At 30.3% G+C, this 22,746-nt stretch carries 30 protein-coding genes, 1 tRNA gene and 1 riboswitch; of the genes, 7 read left to right on the top strand and 24 right to left on the bottom strand.

The window, feature by feature from the left end; all coding sequences use genetic code 11:
• Positions 1 to 5: 5 nt before the first annotated feature.
• The 12 genes from bet to CLOPA_RS20340 form a co-directional block, all read right to left on the bottom strand.
• The gene (gene bet, locus CLOPA_RS20285; RefSeq protein ID WP_015617300.1) at positions 6 to 962 is read right to left on the bottom strand and encodes a phage recombination protein Bet; all 957 of its coding nucleotides are present in this window, start codon (positions 960 to 962) and stop codon (positions 6 to 8) included.
• Positions 962 to 2,641, bottom strand: coding sequence for an AAA family ATPase (locus CLOPA_RS20290; RefSeq protein WP_015617301.1), 1,680 nt, complete (start codon positions 2,639 to 2,641; stop codon positions 962 to 964). The genes bet and CLOPA_RS20290 overlap by 1 nt, the downstream gene beginning before the upstream one ends.
• A 93-nt stretch (positions 2,642 to 2,734) precedes the next feature.
• Positions 2,735 to 2,926, bottom strand: coding sequence for a hypothetical protein (locus CLOPA_RS20295; RefSeq protein WP_242834239.1), 192 nt, complete (start codon positions 2,924 to 2,926; stop codon positions 2,735 to 2,737).
• Positions 2,927 to 2,928: 2 nt separating this feature from the next.
• Positions 2,929 to 3,477, bottom strand: coding sequence for a sigma-70 family RNA polymerase sigma factor (locus CLOPA_RS20300; protein WP_015617303.1), 549 nt, complete (start codon positions 3,475 to 3,477; stop codon positions 2,929 to 2,931).
• 5 nt (positions 3,478 to 3,482) lie between these two features.
• Entirely contained in the window at positions 3,483 to 3,689 is a 207-nt protein-coding gene (locus tag CLOPA_RS20305) for a hypothetical protein (RefSeq protein WP_015617304.1), read from the bottom strand.
• The gene (locus CLOPA_RS20310; RefSeq protein WP_015617305.1) at positions 3,682 to 3,879 is read right to left on the bottom strand and encodes a hypothetical protein; all 198 of its coding nucleotides are present in this window, start codon (positions 3,877 to 3,879) and stop codon (positions 3,682 to 3,684) included. The genes CLOPA_RS20305 and CLOPA_RS20310 overlap by 8 nt, the downstream gene beginning before the upstream one ends.
• Positions 3,863 to 4,129, bottom strand: coding sequence for a hypothetical protein (locus tag CLOPA_RS20315; RefSeq protein ID WP_015617306.1), 267 nt, complete (start codon positions 4,127 to 4,129; stop codon positions 3,863 to 3,865). The genes CLOPA_RS20310 and CLOPA_RS20315 overlap by 17 nt, the downstream gene beginning before the upstream one ends.
• A complete protein-coding gene (locus CLOPA_RS20320; protein ID WP_015617307.1) occupies positions 4,129 to 4,491 on the bottom strand; it encodes a hypothetical protein in 363 nt (120 codons plus the stop codon). Before CLOPA_RS20320 ends, CLOPA_RS20315 begins: the two co-directional genes overlap by 1 nt.
• Positions 4,492 to 4,503: 12 nt before the next feature.
• Positions 4,504 to 4,707 (bottom strand): hypothetical protein, encoded by a 204-nt coding sequence (locus tag CLOPA_RS20325; RefSeq protein WP_041711013.1) that lies wholly within the window; start codon positions 4,705 to 4,707, stop codon positions 4,504 to 4,506.
• Positions 4,708 to 4,721: 14 nt separating this feature from the next.
• On the bottom strand, positions 4,722 to 4,931 hold the full coding sequence (locus CLOPA_RS20330) for a hypothetical protein (RefSeq protein WP_015617308.1): 210 nt from the start codon (positions 4,929 to 4,931) through the stop codon (positions 4,722 to 4,724).
• Positions 4,932 to 5,009: 78 nt separating this feature from the next.
• A complete protein-coding gene (locus tag CLOPA_RS20335; RefSeq protein ID WP_015617309.1) occupies positions 5,010 to 5,267 on the bottom strand; it encodes a hypothetical protein in 258 nt (85 codons plus the stop codon).
• Positions 5,261 to 5,479, bottom strand: coding sequence for a helix-turn-helix domain-containing protein (locus CLOPA_RS20340; protein WP_015617310.1), 219 nt, complete (start codon positions 5,477 to 5,479; stop codon positions 5,261 to 5,263). Before CLOPA_RS20340 ends, CLOPA_RS20335 begins: the two co-directional genes overlap by 7 nt.
• Positions 5,480 to 5,668: 189 nt before the next feature.
• Here CLOPA_RS20340 and CLOPA_RS20345 point away from each other — a divergent pair, with 189 nt between their 5' ends.
• Positions 5,669 to 6,007 carry a helix-turn-helix domain-containing protein gene (locus CLOPA_RS20345; RefSeq protein WP_015617311.1) on the top strand — a complete coding sequence of 113 codons (339 nt, stop codon included), beginning with the start codon at positions 5,669 to 5,671 and terminating at the stop codon, positions 6,005 to 6,007.
• Between the two features lie 60 nt (positions 6,008 to 6,067).
• The gene (locus CLOPA_RS20350) at positions 6,068 to 7,312 is read left to right on the top strand and encodes a tyrosine-type recombinase/integrase (RefSeq protein WP_015617312.1); all 1,245 of its coding nucleotides are present in this window, start codon (positions 6,068 to 6,070) and stop codon (positions 7,310 to 7,312) included.
• Between the two features lie 125 nt (positions 7,313 to 7,437).
• On the opposite strand, the gene CLOPA_RS20355 is transcribed toward CLOPA_RS20350, so the two are convergent.
• The 4 genes from CLOPA_RS20355 to CLOPA_RS20365 form a co-directional block, all read right to left on the bottom strand.
• A tRNA-Trp gene (locus tag CLOPA_RS20355) sits at positions 7,438 to 7,512 on the bottom strand.
• A 105-nt stretch (positions 7,513 to 7,617) separates the two neighbouring features.
• Entirely contained in the window at positions 7,618 to 7,998 is a 381-nt protein-coding gene (locus CLOPA_RS20360) for a zinc ribbon domain-containing protein (RefSeq protein ID WP_015617313.1), read from the bottom strand.
• 46 nt (positions 7,999 to 8,044) lie between these two features.
• On the bottom strand, positions 8,045 to 8,176 hold the full coding sequence (locus CLOPA_RS26575) for a hypothetical protein (RefSeq protein ID WP_278246006.1): 132 nt from the start codon (positions 8,174 to 8,176) through the stop codon (positions 8,045 to 8,047).
• 10 nt (positions 8,177 to 8,186) lie between these two features.
• The gene (locus tag CLOPA_RS20365; protein WP_015617314.1) at positions 8,187 to 9,089 is read right to left on the bottom strand and encodes a metal ABC transporter substrate-binding protein; all 903 of its coding nucleotides are present in this window, start codon (positions 9,087 to 9,089) and stop codon (positions 8,187 to 8,189) included.
• Positions 9,090 to 9,439: 350 nt separating this feature from the next.
• Here CLOPA_RS20365 and CLOPA_RS20370 point away from each other — a divergent pair, with 350 nt between their 5' ends.
• The 4 genes from CLOPA_RS20370 to rimI all read left to right on the top strand — a co-directional run bounded on the left by CLOPA_RS20370 (position 9,440) and on the right by rimI (position 12,480).
• Positions 9,440 to 10,684, top strand: coding sequence for an HD-GYP domain-containing protein (locus tag CLOPA_RS20370; RefSeq protein WP_015617315.1), 1,245 nt, complete (start codon positions 9,440 to 9,442; stop codon positions 10,682 to 10,684).
• A gap of 188 nt (positions 10,685 to 10,872) precedes the next feature.
• Entirely contained in the window at positions 10,873 to 11,331 is a 459-nt protein-coding gene (tsaE, locus tag CLOPA_RS20375; RefSeq protein ID WP_015617316.1) for a tRNA (adenosine(37)-N6)-threonylcarbamoyltransferase complex ATPase subunit type 1 TsaE, read from the top strand.
• Complete coding sequence (gene tsaB / locus CLOPA_RS20380) at positions 11,328 to 12,041, top strand: tRNA (adenosine(37)-N6)-threonylcarbamoyltransferase complex dimerization subunit type 1 TsaB (protein WP_015617317.1); 714 nt, start codon at positions 11,328 to 11,330, stop codon at positions 12,039 to 12,041. Before tsaE ends, tsaB begins: the two co-directional genes overlap by 4 nt.
• Positions 12,034 to 12,480 carry a ribosomal protein S18-alanine N-acetyltransferase gene (gene rimI, locus CLOPA_RS20385; RefSeq protein ID WP_015617318.1) on the top strand — a complete coding sequence of 149 codons (447 nt, stop codon included), beginning with the start codon at positions 12,034 to 12,036 and terminating at the stop codon, positions 12,478 to 12,480. Before tsaB ends, rimI begins: the two co-directional genes overlap by 8 nt.
• Positions 12,481 to 12,612: 132 nt before the next feature.
• On the opposite strand, the gene CLOPA_RS20390 is transcribed toward rimI, so the two are convergent.
• The 6 genes from CLOPA_RS20390 to CLOPA_RS20415 form a co-directional block, all read right to left on the bottom strand.
• Positions 12,613 to 13,236, bottom strand: coding sequence for an ECF transporter S component (locus CLOPA_RS20390; protein WP_015617319.1), 624 nt, complete (start codon positions 13,234 to 13,236; stop codon positions 12,613 to 12,615).
• 91 nt (positions 13,237 to 13,327) lie between these two features.
• A riboswitch (FMN riboswitch) is annotated at positions 13,328 to 13,445 on the bottom strand.
• A 160-nt stretch (positions 13,446 to 13,605) separates the two neighbouring features.
• Positions 13,606 to 15,762, bottom strand: coding sequence for a Tex family protein (locus CLOPA_RS20395; protein ID WP_015617320.1), 2,157 nt, complete (start codon positions 15,760 to 15,762; stop codon positions 13,606 to 13,608).
• Positions 15,763 to 15,830: 68 nt separating this feature from the next.
• Positions 15,831 to 16,115 (bottom strand): hypothetical protein, encoded by a 285-nt coding sequence (locus CLOPA_RS20400; protein WP_155241955.1) that lies wholly within the window; start codon positions 16,113 to 16,115, stop codon positions 15,831 to 15,833.
• 243 nt (positions 16,116 to 16,358) lie between these two features.
• Positions 16,359 to 17,078: a DUF975 family protein gene (locus tag CLOPA_RS23940; protein ID WP_015617321.1), complete on the bottom strand. Its 720-nt coding sequence runs from the start codon at positions 17,076 to 17,078 to the stop codon at positions 16,359 to 16,361.
• A gap of 339 nt (positions 17,079 to 17,417) precedes the next feature.
• Positions 17,418 to 18,716, bottom strand: a complete 1,299-nt coding sequence (locus tag CLOPA_RS20410; protein WP_015617322.1) for a hemolysin family protein — start codon at positions 18,714 to 18,716, stop codon at positions 17,418 to 17,420.
• Between the two features lie 187 nt (positions 18,717 to 18,903).
• Entirely contained in the window at positions 18,904 to 19,263 is a 360-nt protein-coding gene (locus CLOPA_RS20415; protein ID WP_015617324.1) for a winged helix-turn-helix transcriptional regulator, read from the bottom strand.
• 203 nt (positions 19,264 to 19,466) lie between these two features.
• On the opposite strand from CLOPA_RS20415, the gene CLOPA_RS20420 reads away from it, so the two are divergent.
• Positions 19,467 to 20,021, top strand: a complete 555-nt coding sequence (locus tag CLOPA_RS20420) for a nitroreductase family protein (protein WP_015617325.1) — start codon at positions 19,467 to 19,469, stop codon at positions 20,019 to 20,021.
• A 177-nt stretch (positions 20,022 to 20,198) separates the two neighbouring features.
• Here CLOPA_RS20420 and galT read toward each other — a convergent pair whose 3' ends face one another.
• Both galT and hemL read right to left on the bottom strand, forming a co-directional pair.
• Positions 20,199 to 21,200: a galactose-1-phosphate uridylyltransferase gene (gene galT / locus CLOPA_RS20425; protein WP_242834240.1), complete on the bottom strand. Its 1,002-nt coding sequence runs from the start codon at positions 21,198 to 21,200 to the stop codon at positions 20,199 to 20,201.
• Positions 21,201 to 21,445: 245 nt separating this feature from the next.
• Complete coding sequence (gene hemL / locus CLOPA_RS20430) at positions 21,446 to 22,741, bottom strand: glutamate-1-semialdehyde 2,1-aminomutase (RefSeq protein ID WP_015617327.1); 1,296 nt, start codon at positions 22,739 to 22,741, stop codon at positions 21,446 to 21,448.
• Positions 22,742 to 22,746 lie beyond the last annotated feature (5 nt).

Here is a 22,746-nt window from a genome sequence, read left to right on the forward strand (position 1 = left end):
ACCTCTTAAAATGGATCTGCGTCATCAATATCATCAGGTGGAGCATCCGGGCCAGGATCATCATTTACTGGAGTTACCTCAACATCTACAACCTCAGTGTATTCTTCAACTAATTTTAGAAGAGTATTTGCACTTTCATAAGTTAACCCTCTAAGACTTATTTTGTGCTCATTTGCTAGTGCTTCAAGCTTACTTACATCTGCTTCTTTACCTTCACCAATTACAAGTCCCTTTTGAGCTCCTAGCTGCATCAAATATTCTTTTTGCTCTCTCTGTACTGGCTTTGGCTGCTCTGGTACCTCATTTTCTTTTTCTATTTCCTTTTCAGGATCTACTGGCTCTGTATTTAAATCTTTATCGTCAACATTCATTTCTTCAGCTACATATAAGCCCTCAAATTCTTCTGGATAAGCTTCTCTGAGAGCCTGTACCAATGCAACCTTTCTTATCATAGTTGCTGGTCTTTGTGTCCAGTTAGAATTTATCGTGCCATCTGCTTTTTTCCCTATATATTCATCTAATGTAACTGTAATTTCAGTAGGAAATTTTTTATTTTTTCTATAAGCTTTGGCCCATCCGCCAACTAATTTTTCCTCGCCTTTAAGATAGAATGTTCCGCTTCTCTGCTCAACCTCTTTTTTTAGATTAACAACTATTATTCCTGCCTCATGTCCTTCACTATCTTGATTTCTTAATTCTCTCTTGGTAAAAGTATCTTTGCCAACTATCATGGCTGCTGGCTTATTGCCGAATTTTACTAGATATGCTTCTCTTAAGAATGGATTTAATTTTTGACCTTTGCATAATTGAAGGAAAACTCCTACTTCTTCATCTGTAACTCGTGTTGGATCACCACTTACTAAATACTTTTTTACTATAGTAGAAGTTAACTTTATTTGAGTTCCATTAACCTCGTATTCAACTCTACCCATTGCTAAAACATCAGTATTATCATTTCTCATTATTTAAGCACCTCAACTTTCAATTCTTGACCTTCAACTACTTTGGCCATAATCATTTGTGTATCTAGTTCCTGTATAACTGTAATACTTTCAGCATTATCTATGAAAACTGGAAAATGTAAATCCATCATATTTGAAACAAAGTTACTCATTTCAAGGCCAGCCTTTATTTTTTCTGCATTGGATAACTTATTAAATTCTCTACCTTCATATAGGATTTTAAAATCATCTTTAAGCTCTCCATCTTTAGTCAATTTCTCAAACTGCAATTCTACTTTATCCAGGTACTTACCTATAATGTCAGTTTGCTTTTTAAGTTTTATAGAGTTGTACTGCTTACCGGCATCTATAGCAACTTTTAATTCTGCTATTTTTAGCTTGGAGTTTTCAATTTCTCTCTTGGATTTTTCTATATCATGTTTGATTTTTTCATTCTCCTTTTCAAGAGCCTCTATATTTGAGTTATGAGCAAAAACTTTTCTCTCTTCCTCATCAAGCTCTAATACTTTTGCTTTTATTGATGTGATTTTCTCTTTTCTGGATTCTTCCTCTTTTGATTTTTCTGCTGCAAGTTCACTTATTTCTTTTTGAATGGCTTCTATTTGATATTTAAGTCCTATCTCCCATTCCTGAACTGCTTTCGCATTTTCAGCCTTGGTAATTTCATTTTCTTTCTCCCATTCTTCTATTTCTTTTTTCTTGGCAACACCTTTAATTTGTATATCCTTTAATTCTTTTTCTAAATTAGCTTTTAGAGTCGCATTAAGGTCAATTTCATTGCCGCAGTTATCGCAAGTAACTACATTCTTACCAAGATTAGATATTTTGACTTTAATCTCTTTAAATCTCTTAAGTAAACTGTCCTTCTCTGCTTTATGCCACTTAGTATCATTTATAGGCTTTACATCAAAATATCCTTTAGAAAATTCTAATTGTAATTTTCTCTTTTTATTTTCTAATTCATCAAACTTAGGATCTTTAATTACTGATTCCAAAGTTTTGAGTTGTTCTTTGAGATTCTTCAGCTCTGTATTATCAAAACTCTTTCTTTCAGAAATATCTATAGGTTTGGCACCTTCAATGACCCCCTCTAAGAATATAATGTTTTCCTCTTGATCCTTTAATTCTGCCCTCTTATCTGTTAAGAAAGTTTCAGGAGTTCTAAATTTATTCTTCTCTAATTTTTCCTTTAAGAAGTCCCCGAGCTCTGCAAATATTTCTTCCTTGCTTATTGGCTTTAAGATACTAGATAAAAGATTCTTTGCATCTTTTGGAGCTAGATTAGGAAAGTAATAAGGATTCAATATACTGAGGAAAACATCTTTGCTCTTATACAAGTCCCTTGAGATATCATTGTTGGCCACTTTAACGTCATTCAAGTAAATCTCATTACTGGAGCCTTTCTTTCTTCTAATTAAAGTTTGCGGCGTTCCATCTATCTCAAAATCAAGTACTACCTCGGTAAGCTTTGGTTTCTTATCATTAACAAGTCTTGCTGTAGCTTTCTCATTTCCGTTGATGTCGCAACCAGTTATGGCCCACGCTATAGCTTCACCTATACTAGACTTTCCTAGACCGTTGTCGCCACTTACCAGTGTTCTTTTACCTAAGACAAATTCACATTCGTCTACGTAGCCCTTAAAGCCTTTTATGGCTATCTTATTTATATTTACCTGCATTTATATTTCCTCCTATTTGACTTTTACCCTCATTCCATAGTAGAATAGGGATACACTATTTTATTTATTGGCTCTTTTTCTAAGAGCTCTTTTTTATATACTCTTTGAAATTCCATAATAAATAATTGCCACCCTTAACAAATAATCCTTTGAAGTCCTAACCCCTAACTTAATGTGATTCTCTCTAATATCGTTTTGAGTTTCTTCCATGACTTCATTAAACTCTTGGTCTGACATTTTGATACCTTGCTGCTCTAGTAATTTTCTTATCATTGCTTTTGCCACTCCTAACTTACATATCGCCTTAGTTTAGTAAGTGCTTCTTTTTCAAACCGTCCAATTGTAGTTTGGCTAGTTCCAAATAGTTTTGCTATTTGCATTTGAGTTTTCCCTTGAAAGTATTTTAGTTTTATAATTTCTTTATGTTTACCGGACAATTTCCCCAAGGCAGTTCTTACTAAAATACCAGTAAATTCAGTATCAAGTTCCTGTTTGTCCATAATGGCATCTTTATAAGTAACTTCTTTATCATCAGAATTATTAACATTAACATCTAAGCTAAGGACATGTGAATTTAAACTTCCATTTCTCTCAGCAGAGGGGTAAAATTTATCTCTTAAAATAATATTTAATGTATAGCCATACATTAAGCTTAAAGCATAGGTACTAAATTTATATCCTTTAGTTTCATCAAATTTTTGTGCAGCTTTTATTAGCCCTACATGGCATATTTGAAGAATATCGTCAAAGTCATATCTATAAGACAATTGAAATTTTTTATATACCCTACCTGCCTGAAGTTTTGCAAGCCCTAAATGTTCTTGAACATCAATCATTTCCTTTACTCCTTCCCTATGCATTTGCACCACTCGGGGCTTACTAGAAAGCCTCTGACATCACCACTAAAAATGCTTGCTACTTTAACCTTGCCGCCATTAGCTCTGTTAACCCATCTTTTGCTATCTCTGTATTCCTTTTTGCCAAATCTTTTAATATAATTCTTTTTAGTGAACACATACTTAAGACCGGGTAAAAATTTATTAGCCATTATTCCATCCCCCTGACTTCATATTCCATTTTTCAGCTTTGTAAGACTTGATTTCAACACCAGCATTAACAAGAACTTTCTTTAGATGAGTTGGTGAGCAATCTAAACTTAATGCCGCTCTTGCAAGGGTGCCGTATTTTTCGTACAAAGCTTTAGCCCGGTCAATATCAACATTAACTTTTCTTCCCATCAACATTTCCCTCACTCTCATCAATTTCCTCATATTCATCAACATCAAACTCGCTGTCTCCGTTATCATCTTCCGCAACTTCATTAACATTGCATCCTTCATCTTCCAAGGCGGAAATAACATCATATAGGTGGACACAATCTCCTATTTGAGCCTGGTCTAAAGTTTTATCAATATCTTCCTCAGTTTCTAAAATTACAGTGTGTCTAAGCGTACGTGTTTCATCTATATAAATTTTATATTTTGCCATTACTCACACGCCTCCAAATCAATTATTCTCTCCGACATTTCATTAATAGTTGCTTCAAGTTCCTTATTCTTTTTCTTATATTCCAGTAGCTCCATAGCTGTCTTATAATTAAGTCCTTCAATAAGTTCATGAAGTTCTTTAATTTTATCTGTAACTGTTTTTAGACCTTTTATTCCAGTACCATTAATCTCTTTTGTAACTAAACTCTTAAGAGCAAATTCTATGTTAGGATAGTAGCCTTCTGTTTTCCAATAAGGTTTCTTTGGTTCTTTTCCTAGCTCTGCTTTTGGAACTTTACGCTCCATAATGCAAACATTTCTTTCGTCAATAGCTTCAATTTTGTAGTTTTCATTAATCTTCAATGATTTCACCTCCTATGCTCTAAATTCATGATCCTTGCCATACTGTTTGATTTTTAGTAACGTTGAAAATCTAAGGCTCTTATAGCCATATCCGTTAGTTGCTCTTTTAAATTTTTTACGGATTACTTTTCTAACACATGTAAAGGATAATGGTATAAAGGTCTTTTCAAGATGGTCTTTTACAATTTGATTAATGACCTTTTGGTATTTGTTCAAATTCATCACCCCTTTTAATACCACTCTCCACTTGGAGTAACGTGAAGCCAGCTACCGTCATTTAGGTCTACTTTTAAGAATCCCTTACACATATTTACTGCTATAGGCTTATGATCTTCTGGAAATTCCCAGGCATTGTAGAATCTTTTTAGAAAACTATCAAATGCTTTCTTTGCATTTGAACCTAATCTGTTGTAATTCTTTATGTTCTTAGTTTCAAACATCTTAAAATCTCCTTTTACTTTTTAGCCATTGCGGCACTACAGATATGATTAGTTATTGAAATGATTGATTTGAATTAACTAAATTGACAGGCTACCAATATATTTTTTTAGCTGTTCTAAGGTACTTTTTAGCTTTTCATTTTCTCTAATTAATTCCTCATATTTTTCTTTAGAAATGCAATTATCATTTTTTATGAATTTATCTAACTCAATATCAGAAATTTTAAAATGTCCTCTATTGGTTTTTACTGTTTTTAATTCACCTTCCTTGCACATTGTCAAAACTTGGTTATAAGATAATCCTGTTTTATTAGCAAAATTCCTGGGAGTTAACATTTTTGACACACTCCTTCATCTATGGCATTGTATATAATATCTACAGAACATCCATATACCTTGCTCATTCTTTTAATTAAATCTCTTCCAGGTCGTCTATCCCCTAACTCTATTTTATTAAGGAAGCTATAGCTTATTTTAAGTTTTTCCATAGCTTCTTCTGGCTGCAAACCAGCTTCCATTCTTAATTTTCTTATTTGACTCTGTAGCATTGTGCTCCCTCCCTTCAAATACATAATAGCACAATATGTGCTATTTATATAATCCTAAATTAGCACATATTGTGTAATGATAACTCATAGCGTCAAATTAAATCGCACATAATGTGCTATTATTATAATTACTTAATTTATCGTTGACTTTCGCACATATTGTGCTAAAATAATATTGAGGTGTGTTAAATGTATGGAAAAATAATTAAAAAACTTAGGAAAGAAAAAAAATTAACCCAAGAAGACTTAGCTAAGCTTATTAACTTTAAAAGTGGTTCAGCTATTGGAATGATTGAAAGAGAAGAAAGAGAATTAAATTTAGAAGCATTAAATAAATTAAGTGAAATTTTCAATGTATCTATTGATTACATATTAGGAAAAACATCCGAAAAATTTCCTGGAGAAATTGAGGAGACAACTAAAGATCTTCAAACTTTAATAAAATCTAAATTAGAAAAACTTCCTAAAGATAAAAAAGAAAAGGCTATAAAAGATATGATGAAAATATTAAATGATGCTGATAAGTAGTAAAACTACACCTATTTAACCTATAGGTTGTTTTAAATATACTATAAAGAAGGAATTACTATGAAAGGAACTGTGAGGAAATATATCCATAAAGATGGAACCGTAACTTGGGGTTACTTAGTCTATATGGGTGTAGATGAAAATGACAAGAAAAAATATAAAAGAAAGCGAGGTTTTAAAAAACAAAAAGAATGTGAAGCTGCACTGGCAAAATTTATTACTGAAATTGAAAAAGGTACTGCAGTAAACAATGATAAAATGACAGTTAAAGATTATTTGGAATATTGGCTTGAAACTTATCCTAAAAATAATTGTCAACCAGCAACATATAAAAGATATGAATTCTTTTGTAGGGATATCGTTTGCGGTTTAGGTAATTATAAGCTTACAAAGCTTAATCCTTTGTTAATTCAAAAGTTTTATGAAGATTTAAAAAACGGTACTATAAAAGAGCAATTAAAAAAACAAAAATTATCTGAATTACAGGCTATTTATGATAAGGCATTAAAGAATTCCAAAGAAGCTAAGACTTTAAAAGATAAGTTAAATAAACTTAAAGAACAGCCAATACAAGGCGTATCTAATAATACTATAATCAAAACACATAGAATGTTTCACCTCGCATTAAAACACGCTCAAAAATGGCAGCTTATCTTTGTTAATCCATGTGATTTAGCTACACCACCTACAAGTGATCCAATTGAAATGAAATACTGGGAACCTGACGACATTAGTATGTATTTAGACATTTTAAAAGATGATTTTTTATACCCAATTATATATTTAGCTGCTCATACAGGATTACGTGAGGGTGAACTTTGCGCTCTTAAATGGGAAGATTTTGATATAATAGAAAAAACACTTACAGTTAACAAAACATTACAAAGAATAAATAGTGTGCTAAAACCAAAGATAACTAAAACTAAAAAATCAACTAGGATTGTTACTTTATTTGATAGCACAGCCAAATTTTTAAAAACATTAAAAAATAAAGATAAAGCCCTTAAATTAGAAACAGGACTTGAATTAGAATATATATTTCACTGGGAAGATGGAAGACCAATAGATCCGAACTATGTATCTAAAAAATTCCCATTTATATTATCTGGCCATAAGATACCTCAAATTAGATTCCACGATCTAAGACATACTCATGCCACTTTACTAAGGAAATTAAAAGTTGATGCTAAAGTAATAAGTGAGAGATTAGGTCATGCTGATGTAGCTTTTACCTTAAAAACATACACACATGTAAATACAGAAATGCAAAGAGAAGAAGTTGCTAAGGCAGAAGATTTTTTATAAAAAAATAGTGATTTTATTATGTGTTTTTAATTAGACAACCAAAAGACAACCAAAACACTAAAATCACTGAATAAATTTTTATTATGTAAAAGTCTGTGAAGCGTTAATTTCACAGACTTTATAAATGGCAGGGGTACTAGGATTTGAACCTAGAACCAATGGTTTTGGAGACCACTACTCTACCGTTGAGCCATACCCCTTTAGTTTAGTGTATATTTAGCAACTTTTTCATTGTTTCATTACTACAGTTACCAACATTTGATATTATAATATATAAAGTCTACAAAGTCAATAAGGTAATTTTTCTATTTTAACTTTATACCACAATATGGACAAAATTCAAAGCTTTCATCTACTTCTTTTCCACAGCTGTGACATATAAGTTTTCCACATTGTGATTTATCTTCCACTATAGTAATATTTAAATTTGATAAAACAGAATCTTTTCCCTTTTCTAGATTTTGCCCTTCTTCTTCCGATAATTCAAATAGACTTCCACAGCATTTTGAAACTAAATAATATTTTTCTCCCCATCTAAAAATAGGAATAAAAAATAATTGAAAATAATTATAAGTTTTTACGAGCTTATAGGAAGTCATTCTTCCACAGGATTTGCAAATCATATTATTTATAGTTCTTATATCCACTTCTTTAGTTCCCATTCCAAATATGCCTATAAAAAACATTAATAAACCTCCATCAACATATAGTCTTTTGTTGTATTTATAAGATTTATCCAATATGTTTATCAATAAATCTTACCTGATGATAATTTGCATTCCCATTAAGCTTAAATGGATTACCCAAGGACGTGCTGCTCTTATGTTCAGTTTTAAAATATAAAATGTTACAACAGCTACTCATTATATCAATATTATTTTGCAGCATTTTTAAAGCTTTCTATATTGCTCTTCAGCATATCAATATAACTCATATTAGGGTTATAGACTGTAAGCTTTATTGGCTGTATACCATATCTATCTATTATATCTTTATTTTGCTGCAAATCTTTATCATCATCATATATAAAACATAATTTTCTTCCACTATCCTTTTCCGTTGATACTCTTTGATTATCTTCAGGGGAAATATTTCCTTGATCATTTCTATAAAATTTTATACTTTTCAGGTTTTGACTTTTTAACAAATAATCAAATCTATCCGTATCAGTAATAACCGTATATTCACTCATTTTACTAGTAATGTCTTTTATAATGTTTCCATATTCATCTACATTTTTAATAGAATTTCTAAAATTAGTTTCATATTCATTTCTATTTTTAGGATCTTTTTCTTCTATAGCATTTTTTATATTTAGAAGCATTGTTCTGTAATTATCTATATCCATCCAATAGTATGGATTCTTCTGTCCATAGCTTTTCGAATTTTTATCATTGTAGGTTAAAAGGCTAACTCCTCTGGAAGAATTTATTATTGATACTTTACTCTTATCAACCTTACTCAAAAAATCATCTATCCAATTTTCAAATCCCGCACCAGTATATATGAATAAATCTTGTTTTCCTACATTTAGAATGCTATCGTCAGTATATGTAAAATCTTCATTTTCACTTTTTAACATAAATTCCAAATTATTATTGTCACCTGCAATATCTTTTACTATATTGTAAAGATATTTATTAGTTATCATAATATCTAAATTTTTTATAACTTTTTTATTATTTTCTGTATTTGAATTAATATTTATGTTCTTATCACAGGCACTCTGCAATATAATTATTATAGATAAAAAAAATAAGCAGATTAGTTTTTTCAATTTTTCCACCTCAGTTTTAAATGCATAGCTTCAAAGTATATATATATTATACAGTAATTTACTGTATTATTTCTACATTACTGAAACATTTTTTATTAAAGTATTATTAAGTAATTTACGATACAATTAAATATGATAAAATGTAATTGCAATAAGACATCTGAAGAAAATACCAAGTCAAAAATGCTATATATATTTTGTATGAGACAAGTTTGCAAATTTTCCAGATAGTTCTATTATGAAAGGATTATGAAGAAAAAGTATAATACAAAATAATCTAGTATACTGATTATTTATTTCTTTGAAGATGCTCTAAAATTAAAGTAGTAAATTTTAGGTGGGATAATACTATGAAGATAAGTTTAGACAAAACCATAAGAGCAATGGCCATTGCATTGGACCTAGCTGAAATAAGTTCAGTAAAAGATTCAATAATAATCGAAGATATATCAAATATAAATTTCTCAAAACATAACTACTTAAACCACTCCAAAAGAACTACATATATTTCATTAAAATTGGGAGAACAATTAGGTCTTTCTGAAATTTTCATGAAGGAGTTATATATATCTAGCCTTCTGCATGATATTGGTGCATCAAATTTTTTGAAGGAAAGTCATATAACAAATACATTTATTTTAGACCATTGTAAAAATGGTTCTCAAATAATAGAAAACTTTCCTATATTCAGTAATATAAGTCCAGTAATATTATACCATCATGAAAATTTTGATGGTAGTGGTGCTATGGGATTAAAAGAAAATGAAATTCCATTAGCTAGCCAAATTATCAGACTTTCTGATTTAGTGGAACTTCTCTATAATGAAGAGGATCCATCCTTTACACAAAGAGCTAAGATTATTGAATGGGTTAAATTAAATGCTAATTCTATTTTTTCTCAAAATTTAGTTAATGTTTTCTTATCTATTGCTGAAAAAGATATATTTTGGTTTGATATAGAAAACATATCTTTTATGGATTTTATTTTAGATAATATTTCTCCAAAGCTAGATATATCTCTTGATCTACATCAATTTGAAAAAATAGCCTATATTTTAGCCAGTATAATTGATAATAAAAGTTCCTTTACTGCTAAACATTCAAGGGGAATTGCAAACCTATCCTGGATGGTATCACAGCATATTGGATACTCAGAAGAAAAATGTTTAGAAATGAAAATAGCCGGCCTTCTTCATGACATTGGTAAATTAGCTATTCCAAATAGCATATTGGATAAAACCGGTGAGCTCACAAAAGATGAATTTTCAATTATTAAATCACATGTATATTATACTAAAATAATCTTAGATAGAATAGAAGATATAAAAGATATAAGCGAGTGGGCATCTAATCACCATGAGAAATTAGATGCTACTGGTTATCCAAGAAAATTAGAGAATTTTACTCTTTCTAATGAAGCGAAAATTCTCTGTGCCTGTGACATATATCAGGCGCTAACAGAGGATAGGCCCTATAGAAATGGTTTAGATAGTTCTATGGCATTCTCAATTCTTGATGGTATGACAAGCGAAGGCCTAGTATGTAAAAATGCATTGGCACAATTAAAAGGTACTTTAAGTGAAAATATTTTTTAATTTATTTACTATTTCTAATTATGCATTCAATCAACAATTTAGTACCAGCTATTTAATATTCTGCAATTAATATATTTACTACAATATATATGCAACAGGTGTTATCATAATAATACTAAATAAGAAGTGAAGGCTTTGCCTTTTCTTTTTTTTGTTTTTAATATAAAATATTTAAGAGGTGAATTCTTATGGAATTTATAGTTAACAATGAAAATATGACTATGGAACTTGGGAAAAAATTAGGTTCTCTTTTAAATCCTGGAGATATAATATGCTTAAATGGGGAACTTGGTACAGGTAAGACTCATTTCACTAAAGGAGTTGCCAAAGGTCTTCTAATAGAAGATTATATAACAAGCCCTACATTCAACATCGTTAATGAATACAATGGAAGATTAAAATTATATCATTTTGATGTATATAGAGTGAATGATCCTGACGAAATATATGCAATAGGCTTTGATGAATACATTTTTAGTGATGCTGTAAACATAATAGAATGGTCAATTTATATTGAAGAGCTTATTCCCAAGGAGCATATATCTGTTATAATAGAAAAGCTTCCTGAAAAAGGTGATAATTACAGAAAAATAGTACTAAATTATTGTGGCGATAGATACAATTATGTAAAGGGGATTACACTATGAGAGTTTTAAGTATAGATTCAGCTACAGAGGCTGCAACCTGCGCTGTTATTGAAGATGAAAGACTTTTGGGAGAAATCACTTTCAATTACAAAAAACAACATTCCATTATTTTAATGACTATAATTGACAACTTGCTAAAAAATATAAACACAGATATAAACACTATAGATGGTTTTGTAATTTCAAAAGGTCCTGGCTCCTTTACAGGCCTTAGAATTGGTATGGCTACAGTTAAAGGGTTAAGTCAGGGTTCCAATAAGCCTTTTATAAGCATCTCAAGCCTAGATGCTCTAGCCTATAATATGGCCTATACCCCTGGTATTATATGCCCTATATTAGACGCTTTAAGAGGTAATGTGTACACTGCATTATACCAATTCGAAGAAAATAACCTGAATAGATTAACAGATTACAAAATTATATCTTTAGAGGAGCTTTTAGTCTTTGTTAAAGAACAAAACAAGTCCATTACATTTATTGGTGACGGAATAAAATTATTTAAAGAACAAATATTAAAATATCTTCCAGAGGCAAGTTTTGCTCCTAGCCATCTAAATCTAGTTAGATCGTCAGCTTTAGGGGAACTTGGTCTTAAAAGATTGCTTCAAGGCGAAAATGATAATTTATATGATTCAGCTCCCATATATATAAGAAAATCTCAGGCGGAAAGAGAGTATGAAAAAAGGACAGGTAAAAGTATAGATGAGTGATTTAGTAGTTTGCCCTTTCGAAGAAAAATATATAGATTCTATTCTGTCTATAGAGAAACTAAGTTTCACAGATCCTTGGAGCAAAGATTCCATGGAAAGAGAACTTAACAATAACTTTGCGAGATACGTAGTTGTTAAACTCAATGATAAAGTTATAGGCTATGGTGGTATGTGGATAATCTTAGACGAAGGACATATTACAAATATTGCAGTTGCACCTGAATACAGATGTATTGGTGCTGGAAAACTTATACTGAAATCTCTTATAAATATTTGTAAAAAAGAAAAAGTTATTTCTCTTACTCTGGAAGTGAGAGTATCTAATACAATTGCACAAGGCCTTTATAGCAAATTTGGCTTTGTAACAGAGGGTATAAGAAAAAATTATTATGCTGATAACAATGAAAATGCTCTTATAATGTGGAAAAGGGATATATAAAAAATGCATAACTAAAGCTAAGCTTTAAAGAAATTCAATGACATTATACAAAATTTCATATATTATTTGAATACTTAAAGCTAATAATAAAAAAAGGATGTTCACAATATATTCTGAACATCCTTTTTTTATTTAAGCTTTATTCTGCACTGCTTCTATCTTCTCTGCTTCCTTGTGAATTAATGGTGATACAGCCTTATAAACGGCCATTGTTATTACTGAAGCTATCACACCTTTTATTAGGTTAAAAGGAAGTATTGAAAATACTATAAAGGTATTTAAATTCTTTATAGCGGGATTAAGTTTTGATCCCATACCTACCACTGCACTAATCGGAAAATGAAGCACAGTTTCATAAAGTGGAAGTATTACAAAATAATTAAGAATACCAGCTCCAATTGACATTACTATAGTGCCTATAGCTAACCCAATTAAAGCATTAGTTCTTGTTTTCTTTCTCTTATATATTGCTCCTGCCACTCCCACAAATATTGCACCTACTACAAAATTTGCAAATTCTCCTATAAAAGCAGTTTGTCCATTAAAGATACCATGTAATATATTCTTCAATAATTCAATTATAATTCCTGCAACAGGTCCTAGTGCAAATGCCCCTATAAGTGCTGGCAAATCACTTACATCAATTTTTAAAAATGACGGAAATATTGGTATAGGTACTTCAATAAACATAATTAAAAAACCTATAACACTCAGTATTGCTGTTTTGGTCATGATATTAAGCTTTGTACTTTTCATAGTTTTACCCCTCCAATTTTGACTTCTCTTCAAAAGACAGTAATCAAAAAACCCTGATTATAAAAATCAGGGCACTAAATGCATTTACACGTTCTCTCTTCTTTCATCCAGACTTTACTGTCGGCTTCGGAGTTTCACCGAATCATACCAAAAATTGGCTCGCGGGCTATACCGCCGGTAGGGATTTTCACCCTGCCCTGAAGATTATCAATATTTAATTTTATACCTAGATTATAGTATACTTTTTATTAAAATTCAATAACAAATTAAGAATTCATTCGGCTAGTATTTTCTAGAATATTATTCATTTAATTTCTTCCTTCAAAACTTTAGTTCATAATAAATTACAATTAAGAACTATATTATAATTTATTTTTTCATGGTAAGAGATATCCTATTTCTCTTACCATCGATTTCTAAAACTCTAACTTCCACAATGTCTCCCACCTTTACTACATCTAAAGGATGTTTTACAAATTTGTCTGAAAGCTGGCTAATATGTACAAGTCCATCCTGATGGACTCCAATATCAACAAAAGCACCAAAATCTGCTACATTCCTTACTGTACCTGTAAGCAGCATATCTGGTTTAAGCTGGCTAATATCAATTATTCCTGTTTTAAGCACCGGTTTTGGCATTTCCTCTCTTGGATCTCTTCCAGGTTTCTTTATTTCTTTAACTATATCTGATAGGGTTGGAACTCCTACTTGTAATTTTTCTGCAAGCTTTTCTATTTCAATAAATTTAATTTTATTATCTATATCTGCAAGTTTTCCCTCTTTAATATCATCCTCTGTATAACCCAACATGTCTAGAAGTTCCTTAACAGCTTTATAGGATTCCGGATGTACTGCAGTATTGTCCAGTGCTTCTATACTTTCCATAACTCTTAAAAAGCCAGCACATTGCTCATAGGCTTTAGGTCCCAGTCGCTTAACTTTTAAAAGCTCTTTTCTGCTGTTAAATTTACCTTTTTCTTCTCTATAATCAACTATATTTTTAGCTATATTGATATTAATTCCTGATACATAGGAAAGTAGTGAAGGTGTTGCTATATTTAGATCTACTCCTACACTATTAACACAGTCCTCTACCACACCTCTTAGGGATTCATCCATTTTTTTAGGAGTCACATCATGCTGATACTGCCCTACCCCTATGGATTTAGGATCTATTTTTACCAGTTCCGCAAGGGGATCCTGTAATCTTCTTCCAATAGATATGGCTCCTCTTAAGGATACATTTACATCAGGATATTCCTTGCTTGCAAGCTCTGAAGCTGAATAAACAGAAGCTCCAGCTTCTGAAACTATAACATAGTATAAATCCATATTTTTCTCAGCTTTGACTTCTTTTATAAGTCTTGCCACTACTTCTTCAGACTCTCTACTGGCCGTTCCATTTCCGAGGGATATCATGCCCACATTATGTTTATATACAAGTGATTTTAATAATTTTATAGCTCCCTCTACATCGTTTTGAGGAGCAGTGGCATAAACTGTTGCAGTATCTAAAAGTTTTCCAGTTTCATCTAACACTGCAATTTTACAACCTGTTCTAAAGCCAGGGTCATATCCCAGAACTGCCTTTCCCTTTATAGGTGACTGCATTAAAAGTGCTTTTAAATTGGCCTTAAATATATCTATGGCGCTATCCTCACCTATTTCAAACAATTCTGATCTGACTTCCCTTTCTACAGAAGGATATATAAGTCTCTTTAAAGAATCCTTTACACTTTCCTCTATGTATTTATCTGTATTATTATTTGCCTTTAAACACCTATTCTTTAGATAATCTATTATCTTATCCTCATCACAGCTTATTTTTACAGATAAAATCTTTTCCTTTTCCCCCCTATTTATAGCTAAAATTCTATGAGGAGGAATCTTGCTTACAGCTTCTTTGTAATCATAATACATTTCATAAGGTGTAGGCTCTTCACTGCTTCCACTAGTCTCAATAATTCCTTCTTTTTCAACTAAAGCTCTTATCCACTTTCTATACTCTGCTTCATCGGAAATAATTTCACTTATTATATCCTTTGCTCCATATATAGCTTCCTCTATATTTTTGACACCCTTTTCTTCATTAATAAATTGCTTAGCATACTCTTCAATATTACCATTAAACTCTCCGGTAAAAATAACTTCTGCCAGTGGCTTTAATCCCTTTTCTGTAGCTATGGTTGCTCTTGTTCTTTTCTTTTGTTTATATGGTCTATATAAATCCTCTACTTCTGTTAAAGTATTGGCATTCATAATCTTTTCTTTTAACCCATCTGTTAATTTATCCTGATCTGAAATAGCTTTTATTACTGTTTCCTTTCTATCTTCTAGGTTTCTAAGATATATAAGTCTATCATTAAGATTTCTCAGTAAAATATCATCCAGACCACCAGTTCTTTCTTTTCTATATCTTGCTATAAAAGGCACTGTACTACCTTCATCCAACATTTCAATAACACTATCTACCTGTTTTATACTTATTTTAAACTCTTCTGAAAGACTTTCATTAATATTTGTCATAGTTTTATTTCCTCCTAATAATGTATACGACTGTATTATATTATTATATTGTAATTTCTTTATGTATTTCAAGCATCTATTAGGCTGATACTATAAAAACTATTTGAAATATTTAAATTTACCCATGAAATGGCTTCAACATAGCTATTAATTAGTTCCTCTCTATCTAAATTGAAATATGATAAAATTGACATACATTTATCCCATTCGCCATTTTCATAGCTGACAATTACCTCTAACAGTTTACTGTAAATATTTATCTCCTTACCTGTCAGTGCATTTTTAACTTCAGAGGGCACTGATATATCCTCTAATATTTCTGAAAATTTTGCTCGTAATAAAGATTCTATCATAATAAAATTAGAGTATTTTCAATCTATTATTTATATATTTATATTTATATTTTTATATACTATTTTTCAAATTTAAACTTTATTTTACAACTTATTTATTAATTTTACTATAAATATCATTTAATTACAAATCACTTATAATTAAAAATATTTTTAGTATAAGCATAAACAGAGTTAAAATAAAAACACTATCAAAGTAAATTAAAATTTAATAACTTTGATAGTGTTAATTTTTAATATTGATTATACATTACTCTCTAAGTTTTTATTTTTTAATTCAAAATAGAAATTAATATACGTCAGCTGCATATATGGTATTACATATAATCCAACTATCCCAAAGGTTATACCAACTAATATAATCCATCCGATAAAACTAAGACCTGTTAAAAATAACTTCCATACATATCCTTTTGTCAATTTTAAACTTATTTTTATAGATTCTATAACACCAATTGATTTGTCCTCTGCTATGATTATAACAGAAAATACTACTCTCAACGATATATAAATAGTTCCTATAATTCCGATTAAAATGAGGATAATTAAAATAATTATTGATAGAGCATTAAAATCATTAAATTGAACTATTATAAATCCTATTAGACCTAATATTAAATAAAGAATAGCAATAGCTATACTCACTAATAACTGAAATCCAAGTGCTTTATAAAAAGAATGAAATTCTGAAAATAATAAATTAATTTTTGTATCCTTATCTCTATCAGAATAGCTTATAAAATATTTATAAAATCCAATTAAAAATATTGAAGACCATACAATGGATACGATTGGGGCAATTATATCCGCTGGTGTATTACCTATTGTACTTCTTATAATAAAATTTATTATCTCTGGAATAGATATTACAATTAAATAATAAAGAAATGTTGCCAAAGCTGCCTTTCCTTTTCTACCCCTTAAACTTTCTTTTGCTTTTGATTTTATTTCACTAATATACATTTAAAACCAATACCTCCTGTAATTTTTATTTGACAATAATAATTTATAAATTTGGTCTTTAAAATAAACTTATGATTTAAATTACAGTGATATTCCTAATGTATTTATAAAATCAATATTGATAATAGCTGAATTTCAGCTATGTCATCACTATACTTCTATATTTCTACTAGCATAAAAAAGAAAAAAATACAAAAAAAACTTTCATAGAACAAGATTCATAGTTATTTTATTATAATTTAGAAAGGTCTATCTCACAATTCATATATATGAATTGTGAGATAGACCTTTCATTTATTAATATTAAATTAAGAAATCAAAAAGTATTTTTTAACTTTTTTATTGTTGTTTGGATATTCCTTTAATAAGCAATTTGCTTATTCTCTTCTTATTACATTTTAATATAATAAACTCATAATTTGAATAAATAATTTTCTGATTAATTTTAGGATAGGAATTTAACTGAGAATAAGCCCAACCTCCTATAGTATCAATGTTTTCCACATTAATGTCAGTTTCTAAAAGTTCATTAATATCATCAATAAGTACTTTACCATCTACAATATAATTTCCCTCTTCATTTTTATTGATTTCTTTACTCTCCTCGTCAAATTCATCCTGTATATCTCCAACTATTTCTTCCAGTATATCCTCAATTGTGGCTAGTCCAGCTGTACCCCCATATTCATCAATTATTATTGCTATCTGAGCTTTTTCTCTCTTAAAGGTCTTAAGCAGCTCACTTATGGATAAGGATTCAGGAACAAATTTTATTTCACGAAGGATTCCCTTTATATCCCGATTATTGCCATGTATCTTCTGTTCATATAAATCTTTAATGTGTATAAATCCAATAATATTATCTTTACTCTCTCTATAAACCGGATATCTGGTAAATTGTTCTTTTAATGTGGTTTCAATTATTTCATCAAAAGTATCATCAATGGAAATACACTCCATATCCGTACGAGGCAGCATTATTTCTTTTACCGTTTTTTCAGAAAAATCAAATATATTATCTACGAAGGTTAACTCAGTTTTATCTATAAGCCCGTGATTATAACTATCTTCAACTAATAATCTTATCTCTTCATCTGTATGCGCTGCTTCATGTTCTTCCACCTGTGAAATGTGAAATATTCTTAAAACTAAATTAGTACTATGATTGAACGTCCACATTATAGGAAAGGTTAGCTTATAAAACATAATTAGCGGTAATGCTGTATATAAAGCGATATTCTCTGCGCTTATAATTGCTATGGATTTAGGAACTAATTCACCAAGCACTATATGAAAAGCTGTTATTATTACAAAACCAAGTACGAAGGAAATAGAATGAATAGCACTCTCTGGTAAATGCATAAGATTAAATAAAGGCATAAGTATATCTGCTATAGCCGGCTCTCCTATCCAGCCTAAACCTAAAGAAGCTAAAGTTATTCCAAGCTGGCAGGCAGATAAATATGAATTTAGATCATTCACCACTTTTTCTGTAAATCTTGCACTTTTATTTCCCTCATGTACCAAGGTCTCTATTCTGGATTTTCTTACCTTTACCATTGCAAATTCAGTAGCCACAAAAAAACCATTCATAAATACAAGTAAAATAACAATAATAATATTTATAAAAATAATCATATAGTGATGAATTCCTCCCCAATAAATTTTAATTTCTTAAAGCTAATTTTTCTAGCATTCCTTGTATACAATTTATCAGGTATATTTTGGTGTTTCCTGTCTACATCCATTTATCTTTCTCCTAAATTTTATTATATTGGTATAATTATCATATCAGTCACATATTATTAAGTCAAATTATTACATATTAATTATGATCTATTTTGCTATTAAAATCTGTTTTCATTAATGTCTCGTATTGTTTTCCCCAATCACACATGGATTTTAAAACAGGTTTTATACTTTCTCCAATCTCTGTAAGTCCATATTCAACTTTAGGTGGAATTTCAGCATAAACCTTTCTATAGATTATCCCATCTGTCTCCAATTCTCTCAATTGCATAGCTAATATTTTATGAGTGATATTGGGCAATAATCTCTGAAGTTCATTGAATCTAATCACGCCCTTTGACAGATGCCAAAGAATTCCTATTTTCCATTTTCCACTTAAAATATTTATAGTTAAATTAATAGGACAACTGGGTACTAAATCTTCTAATTTGGCCATATATATTCTCCTGTTTATTTTAAATTATCTGAATATTTTATTTTATTAATATATATAATATCATTTTTGATACCAAGTTTCAAATTTGTGCATACTTTAAAATTACTATATTCAATGTTATTATTTTTATGTACTAATGCAAATTACACATTATATACTTTTTATTTATTTTCAAATACTATCTATGTGAAAGGACGATTTTTATGAACGAAGTTTTAAAAACACTTAAAAGTAGAAGAAGTATAAGAGCATATTTGCCAGATCAGATATCTGATGAAGAATTACAAGCAATACTTGAAGCCGGCATTTATGCACCTACTGCTCATAACGACCAACCATGGCATTTTACAGTTATACAGAATAAAGAGAAGCTTCAATATATTAGTGCTAAATCTAAAGAATTAATGGCAGAATCAAAAATTGAATGGATTAAAAATATGGGATTAAATACTAAAGTAAATATATTATATAATGCTCCAACCTTAATCATAGTATCAGGTAAAAAAGATGCTGTTGCTCCTAAAGTTGATTGCTCTGCTGCCATTGAAAATATGCTCATTGCTGCTGAAAGCTTAAATATTGGTTCTGTTTGGCTTGGACTAGTAACCTTTTTCTTTCAATTGGAAGATGAAATGAAAAATCTTGACATTCCAGAAGGTTATGAACCCTATTATGGAGTAGCCTTTGGATATAAAGCCAGCGAAAAAAATCTAACTGCACCAAAACGAAATTTAGATGTGATTAATTATATAAAATAATGTGCTTATGAATTTAATCCTGTATTTGACAAGTAATTCTTGTAAGCATTGATATTATTAAATTTGTTTGTAAAATTTTTTAAAATACAAAATCAAGTAGTATTAATGATTTTCTAGATTGCTTGCCAAATTGAAGTCAATAATTATTGAAAGTAAAACTCTGATTTTATAGAGAAGCTAAACAATAGCTTCTCTCAGTTTTTTAGCTGCAATCTCAGGTAAAACCGTATTTACCATTATTCCTGTACTAATCTCAAACCCTGCCCCCTTTACTGTTCTAGGACATATTTCAATGTAAAAATGATAATATTCATTATCCTCTTTAATAAAATTATAATATATATTATAGGAAATATTCTCCCCAAGTACTCTATGAAGCTTATTTGTTACAACTTTTAGCACGTCACTTAGGTCATCTATTTCCTTTTCATTTAAATTCATCATAGTACTGGAATGCTTTCTTTTTACAATCTGAATCTCATATTTGTAGGTAGAAGCATAAGGACAAAGAGCTATAAATTCCTTGCCCTGGTGTACAATTCTCTCTTTTATCTGAATTTCATTTTTCAATATATCACATAAAACACAAATTTTATTTTTTTTATAATATTCTTTTGTGTTTTCTATCTCTCTTTTTATCTTTTCCGGTATAATATTAATGCCTACAATTTGGGAATGAGCATGCTGCAATGATGCCCCTGCATCTCTGCCATTATTTTTAAATATTTGTACATATTTAATAAATTCATTTTCATATATATCTTTTGAAACACTAATATAAGCCTTTATTATTTCAGCTATATGCACTTTTTTAAGTTCATAAAAACTTTTACTATGCTCCCTTCCCTCAATGACTACATAGTGGAAACCATATATATTACTTTTAGTGTCTTCTTTTTTTGATACAATAGGATATTTATTTTCTACTACTGTAACTGGATATGAACCTTTACTGTCATAAATCTTTTCCGCTGTCATATGCTGATTTGCAATACAAAAAGGACAATCATCTTTAAATTCCATTTTTTCAATACCATTTTTATTGGAAGAAAAATCTGTTGGTCGTTTTGAGCGATTTTCTGACATTATTACAGTTTCCTTAGAAATAGGATTTATTCTCATATGCGGCACTCCCAACTCCTCCTCAACACTCCTTGCTATATAATTTTCGTTAGCCACCTTCAAAGACTATATGATTATCAATGAATCTTACTCAGTGGGAGTTTGTATCCCCACTGAGTTTAGACGAATTATCCAGGGACATGCCGGTGTTATCTCCACCTTTAGAAGGTGGAGTGTTACAGCGGCTAGTCATTGGATAAAATATCCAGAACATCTTTGTCTTGTTATCTATTTTCAGATGCTTTACTGAATAACTAATATCAATTATATAAAAATTAGAACAAACTCTTGAATTTTATCAATCATATAGTACTAAAAACATCTCTTACAGCTTTTATGGTATTTTCAATATCTTCCTCACTATGAGCCTGTGAAATAAAGAAGGTTTCAAATTGAGATGGAGGCAAATATATTCCATGTTGAAGCATAGCTCTGAAATATTTTCCAAATACTTCTATATTACATTTTTTAGCATCCCCGTAATTTTCTATCTTTTTCTTGGAAAAGAATAAAGTAACCATAGAACCAACTCTATTTACAGTAGCTTCAATTTTAAAATCAGCTATAGCTTTTTCTATTCCCTTCTGCAGCTTTTGTCCTTTATTTTCAAGCTCCTCATATACTTTGGGATTATTCTTTAAATATGTTAAAGTGGTAATTCCTGCAGTCATAGACAGTGGATTACCGGATAGAGTACCTGCCTGATATACAGAGCCCAGTGGAGCTACACACTGCATTATTTGTTTTTTGCCACCATAGGCACCTACTGGAAGTCCTCCCCCTATTATCTTACCAAAGCAAGTTAAATCAGGTTCCACCTTATAAAGACTTTGTGCTCCAGCAAGCGCCACTCTAAATCCAGTCATAACTTCATCGATAATTAAGACACTGTTATATTCCCTTGTAATTTTTCGTACATAGTCCATAAACTCTTGAGCTGCAGGAACTACTCCCATATTTCCAGAAATAGGTTCCATAATAACTGCTGCAATGTCATTTCCATATTCTTGAAATATATTGTCAACAGATTCTATACTATTATATTCAGCAACTATAGTATTGTCAGTAATGCTTTTCGGCACGCCACTGCTGCTAGGTACTCCGTGGGTTAATGCTCCTGAACCTGCCTGAACCAGAAGACAATCACCGTGACCATGATAATTACCTGCAAATTTCACTATTTTACTTCTTCCAGTGTATCCTCTTGCCACTCTTAGGGCACTCATAGTGGCTTCTGTTCCTGAATTAACCATTCTTATCATTTCTACTGATGGTACAATTGACCTTATGAGTTCTGCAATTTCAACTTCAAGTCTTGTAGGTGCCCCAAAACTTAAGGAATTATCTATCTGCTCTTTTAATTTATTATTTACGATTTCAGAATTATGCCCTAAAATCATAGGACCATAGGAACCTATGTAATCTATATATTCGTTACCGTCTTCATCATAAATTTTACTCCCATCCGCTCTTACTATAAAGGGTGGGTCTATATCTAGACCTTTAAAAGCTCTTACAGGACTATTGACACCACCAGGGATAAGTTCCTTTGCTCTCTTGAAGAGTTCCTCTGACTTTATGTTATTTGTTTTTTTCATTATAA

Origin of the sequence: Clostridium pasteurianum BC1 (genome assembly GCF_000389635.1) — a bacterium.
In the GTDB taxonomy this organism is placed as follows: Bacteria; Bacillota; Clostridia; order Clostridiales; family Clostridiaceae; genus Clostridium_I; species Clostridium_I pasteurianum_A.

Excerpts from the sequence above, each read along its gene's own strand:
- bet (WP_015617300.1), bottom strand. The coding sequence starts at position 962 with ATGAGAAATGATAATACTGATGTTTTAGCAATGGGTAGAGTTGAATAC.
- CLOPA_RS20290 (WP_015617301.1), bottom strand. The coding sequence starts at position 2,641 with ATGCAGGTAAATATAAATAAGATAGCCATAAAAGGCTTTAAGGGCTAC.
- CLOPA_RS20300 (WP_015617303.1), bottom strand. The coding sequence starts at position 3,477 with ATGATTGATGTTCAAGAACATTTAGGGCTTGCAAAACTTCAGGCAGGT.
- CLOPA_RS20305 (WP_015617304.1), bottom strand. The coding sequence starts at position 3,689 with ATGGCTAATAAATTTTTACCCGGTCTTAAGTATGTGTTCACTAAAAAG.
- CLOPA_RS20310 (WP_015617305.1), bottom strand. The coding sequence starts at position 3,879 with ATGGGAAGAAAAGTTAATGTTGATATTGACCGGGCTAAAGCTTTGTAC.
- CLOPA_RS20315 (WP_015617306.1), bottom strand. The coding sequence starts at position 4,129 with ATGGCAAAATATAAAATTTATATAGATGAAACACGTACGCTTAGACAC.
- CLOPA_RS20330 (WP_015617308.1), bottom strand. The coding sequence starts at position 4,931 with ATGTTTGAAACTAAGAACATAAAGAATTACAACAGATTAGGTTCAAAT.
- CLOPA_RS20335 (WP_015617309.1), bottom strand. The coding sequence starts at position 5,267 with ATGTTAACTCCCAGGAATTTTGCTAATAAAACAGGATTATCTTATAAC.
- CLOPA_RS20340 (WP_015617310.1), bottom strand. The coding sequence starts at position 5,479 with ATGCTACAGAGTCAAATAAGAAAATTAAGAATGGAAGCTGGTTTGCAG.
- CLOPA_RS20345 (WP_015617311.1), top strand. The coding sequence starts at position 5,669 with ATGTATGGAAAAATAATTAAAAAACTTAGGAAAGAAAAAAAATTAACC.
- CLOPA_RS20350 (WP_015617312.1), top strand. The coding sequence starts at position 6,068 with ATGAAAGGAACTGTGAGGAAATATATCCATAAAGATGGAACCGTAACT.
- CLOPA_RS20360 (WP_015617313.1), bottom strand. The coding sequence starts at position 7,998 with ATGTTTTTTATAGGCATATTTGGAATGGGAACTAAAGAAGTGGATATA.
- CLOPA_RS26575 (WP_278246006.1), bottom strand. The coding sequence starts at position 8,176 with ATGAGTAGCTGTTGTAACATTTTATATTTTAAAACTGAACATAAGAGC.
- CLOPA_RS20370 (WP_015617315.1), top strand. The coding sequence starts at position 9,440 with ATGAAGATAAGTTTAGACAAAACCATAAGAGCAATGGCCATTGCATTG.
- tsaE (WP_015617316.1), top strand. The coding sequence starts at position 10,873 with ATGGAATTTATAGTTAACAATGAAAATATGACTATGGAACTTGGGAAA.
- tsaB (WP_015617317.1), top strand. The coding sequence starts at position 11,328 with ATGAGAGTTTTAAGTATAGATTCAGCTACAGAGGCTGCAACCTGCGCT.
- rimI (WP_015617318.1), top strand. The coding sequence starts at position 12,034 with ATGAGTGATTTAGTAGTTTGCCCTTTCGAAGAAAAATATATAGATTCT.
- CLOPA_RS20390 (WP_015617319.1), bottom strand. The coding sequence starts at position 13,236 with ATGAAAAGTACAAAGCTTAATATCATGACCAAAACAGCAATACTGAGT.
- CLOPA_RS20395 (WP_015617320.1), bottom strand. The coding sequence starts at position 15,762 with ATGACAAATATTAATGAAAGTCTTTCAGAAGAGTTTAAAATAAGTATA.
- CLOPA_RS20400 (WP_155241955.1), bottom strand. The coding sequence starts at position 16,115 with ATGATAGAATCTTTATTACGAGCAAAATTTTCAGAAATATTAGAGGAT.
- CLOPA_RS23940 (WP_015617321.1), bottom strand. The coding sequence starts at position 17,078 with ATGTATATTAGTGAAATAAAATCAAAAGCAAAAGAAAGTTTAAGGGGT.
- CLOPA_RS20410 (WP_015617322.1), bottom strand. The coding sequence starts at position 18,716 with ATGATTATTTTTATAAATATTATTATTGTTATTTTACTTGTATTTATG.
- CLOPA_RS20415 (WP_015617324.1), bottom strand. The coding sequence starts at position 19,263 with ATGGCCAAATTAGAAGATTTAGTACCCAGTTGTCCTATTAATTTAACT.
- CLOPA_RS20420 (WP_015617325.1), top strand. The coding sequence starts at position 19,467 with ATGAACGAAGTTTTAAAAACACTTAAAAGTAGAAGAAGTATAAGAGCA.
- hemL (WP_015617327.1), bottom strand. The coding sequence starts at position 22,741 with ATGAAAAAAACAAATAACATAAAGTCAGAGGAACTCTTCAAGAGAGCA.